We start from the raw sequence: 3,022 nt of genomic DNA on the forward strand, positions 1-3,022 counted from the left end.
GTGCGCCACCGTGGCCTCGAGCGCCTCGAGCATCTCCGCCCGGCTCTCCCCCACCGACAGCCCGCCGATCCCGTAGCCGTCGAAGCCGACTTCGACGGTGCGGATCGCGCTCTCCTTGCGCAGCGCGGGATCGACCCCTCCCTGAACGATGCCGAACAGCGCCTGGGGCGAGCCGGCGGCGCGGGCCGGCGCGAACGCGGCTTTGGCCCGGGCAGCCCACGCCGCGGTGCGATCGACGGCCACGCGCAGCACCTCGGGTGGGGAGGGCAACGGCGGGCAGACGTCGAGCACCATCTGGATGTCCGCGCCGAGCTGCTGCTGGATCCGCACCGCGCCTTCAGGGGTCAGCCGGTGGGTGCTGCCGTCGTAGGTGGAGCGGAACGTCACCCCACCGTCGTCGACCTTCGGCTCGAGGGAGAACACCTGGTAGCCGCCGGAGTCGGTGAGCACGTGGCCCGGCCAGGCGGCGAAGCCGTGGATGCCGCCGAGCTCGGCCACCACGGCAGCGCCGGGGCGGAGCATGAGGTGGTAGGTGTTGGCGAGCATCACCTGCGCGCCGAGCCCTTCGAGGTCGGTCGCGGCAAGCGTGCGGACCGCTCCTCGGGTGCCCACCGGCATGAAACACGGCGTCCGGAAGCGGCCCCGCGACGTCGCCACCCACCCGGCACGCGCCGAGCCGTCGGTGGCCTCGATGGTGAGCTCCGTCATGCCCCCAGACTCCAGCGGTCCTGGCGGGTGAGGAGCATGGCGTCGCCGAAGGAGAGGAAACGGTAGCCGTGGCCGAGGGCGTGGTCGTACAGCGTCCGCCAGCGTGAGCCGACGAAGGCGTCGATCATCACCAGCAGGGACGACCGCGGCTGGTGGAAGTTGGTCATGAGCCGATCCACCACCGCGAACGGATAGTCACCGTGGATGAACAACTCGGTGCGCCCTTCGAGCCGGCCCGTCACTGCGGCGCTCTCCAGCGCCCGCACCGTGGTGGTTCCGATGGCCACCACCCGCGGGGCCCGCTCGAGGCGGGCCCAGGTGGCCTCGGGGATGCGGTAGCGCTCGGCATGCATGACGTGGTCCTCGACCTTGCCCGCGCTGAGGGGCCGGAAGGTGCCGATCCCCACCGCGAGCTCGAGCGACACCACCTGGATGCCCCGCCGCGACAGCTCCTCCAGCACCCGCTCGGTCAAGTGGAGGCCGGCGGTGGGTGCGGCCACGGACTGACCGAGCGAGGTGCCTCCCGCCGAGAAGATGGTCTGGTATCGCTCAGGATCCGGGAGGGGGCGGTGGATGTAGGGCGGGAGGGGCACCTCGCCCACCGCGTCGAGGATGTCCAGCACCGATCGGCCACCAGAGGTCGCGAGGTGCACGGTGCGGAGCCCCTCACCGTGGTCCTCGCCCAGCTCCACCCGCAGCAAGCCGTCGTCGCTGGCCAACCACTCGCCCACCCGGAGCCTGCGGCTGGGCCGTACCAGGGCTCGCCACGTGCCGTCGGCTTGTTCCTCGAGTAGTAGCACCTCGGCCGCCCCGCCGGTGCGGCGTCGCAGACGTAGCCGCGCCGGCAGAACGCGGGTGCGGTTGACTACCACCAGGTCGCCGGGCTCGAGCAGTGATGGCAGGTCGCGCACCGTGTGGTCGGCTGGCTCGGCCCCGGGACCGAGATCGACCAGCAGCCGGGCCGCGTCGCGCACCGCAAGCGGCTCCTGGGCGATGCGCTCGGCCGGGAGCTCGTAGTCGAATGCTGTGATGTCCACCGGCGAGCCAGGCTACGACCCTCGGGACCGGCCGCCGGCCTCAGCCGAACAGGCTCGGCGGCTCGTCTGCGGCGACCAGGGGTGCGCCGGGCGGCGCGACCAGGCCCAGGTGGCGCCAGGCCGCGGGCATGGCCACCCGGCCCCGAGGAGTCCGCATCAGCAGCCCCTGCTGGATGAGAAACGGCTCGTAGACGTCCTCCACCGTCTCGGTGGCCTCACCCACCGAGATGGCCAACGTGGACAGGCCGACCGGTCCCCCACCAAAGCGCTCGCAGACCGCGGCCAGGATGGCCCGGTCGACCTTGTCGAGCCCCAGGTCGTCGACCCCGAACAGAGCCAAGCCCTCCCGGGCGGTGGCGGTGTCGATCGCGCCGTCGCCTCGCACCTCCGCGAAGTCGCGCACCCGACGCAGGAGCCGGTTGGCGATGCGCGGGGTTCCCCGGGCCCGGCGGGCGATCTCTGCCGCCCCGTCCGCGCCGACGGCCACCCCCAAGATGGCCGCGGCCCGGCTGACGATCGCCTCCAGCTCGGCCGCGGTGTAATAGTCGAGCCGGGCCACCAGCCCGAAGCGGTCCCGGAGCGGACCCGTGATGAGGCCCGTGCGTGTGGTGGCCCCCACGAGGGTGAAGCGCGGCAGGTCGAGGCGGATCGAGCGGGCGGCTGGGCCCTTCCCCAGCACGATGTCGAGCTGGAAGTCCTCCATCGCCGGGTAGAGAACCTCCTCGACGTTGCGCGACAGCCGGTGGATCTCATCGATGAACAGCACGTCGCCTTCGTCGAGGCGGGTGAGGATCGCGGCCAGATCGCCCGCCCGCTCCAGCGCGGGGCCGGAGGTGACGTGGAGGGTGACACCCATCTCGACGGCGACGATGGCCGCGAGGGTGGTCTTGCCCAGGCCGGGAGGCCCGGCGAAGAGCAGGTGGTCGACGGCCTGGCCCCGGCGACGGGCCGCCTCCAGGATGATCGCCAGGTGCTCCTTCAGCTCTCCCTGGCCCACGAAATCCTTGAGTCGGCGGGGTCGCAGGCCGGCATCGTCCGCGAGCTCGAGGTCGTCGGGGGTGGGGTCAGGGCTCAAGAGCTCGTCGCGCATCACACCCTCCGGATCAACCCACCGCCAGCCGTTGCAGCGCCACCTTCAGTAGCTCCGCGGGGTCGCCGTCGTCGGGCAGCTCGCGCACCACGTCGACGACCTCGTCCGGCGCGTAACCGAGGTTCGCGAGGGCGTCGCGGACGTCGGCCCGGGCGGACCGCGCGGCCCGCCCACCCGGGCCGACGTC

Annotated in this window: 3 protein-coding genes and 1 pseudogene; all 4 read right to left on the reverse strand. The window is 72.6% G+C overall.

Annotation, left to right across the window (positions count from 1 at the left end; all coding sequences use genetic code 11):
• Positions 1–708 (reverse strand): tRNA guanosine(34) transglycosylase Tgt (locus V7004_RS06470; protein WP_334142857.1); only part of this gene is annotated, 708 nt, incomplete at its 3' end.
• Positions 705–1,745 carry a tRNA preQ1(34) S-adenosylmethionine ribosyltransferase-isomerase QueA gene (queA, locus tag V7004_RS06475; protein WP_334142858.1) on the reverse strand — a complete coding sequence of 347 codons (1,041 nt, stop codon included), beginning with the start codon at positions 1,743–1,745 and terminating at the stop codon, positions 705–707. The genes V7004_RS06470 and queA, both read right to left, overlap by 4 nt.
• Positions 1,746–1,785: 40 nt before the next feature.
• Entirely contained in the window at positions 1,786–2,835 is a 1,050-nt protein-coding gene (ruvB, locus tag V7004_RS06480) for a Holliday junction branch migration DNA helicase RuvB (RefSeq protein WP_334142859.1), read from the reverse strand.
• Positions 2,836–2,848: 13 nt separating this feature from the next.
• A pseudogene (locus V7004_RS15825) lies at positions 2,849–3,022 on the reverse strand (Holliday junction branch migration protein RuvA); the annotation flags it as partial.

Source organism: Rhabdothermincola sp. (assembly GCF_036846205.1).
In the GTDB taxonomy this organism is placed as follows: Bacteria; Actinomycetota; Acidimicrobiia; order Acidimicrobiales; family Acidimicrobilacustridaceae; genus Rhabdothermincola.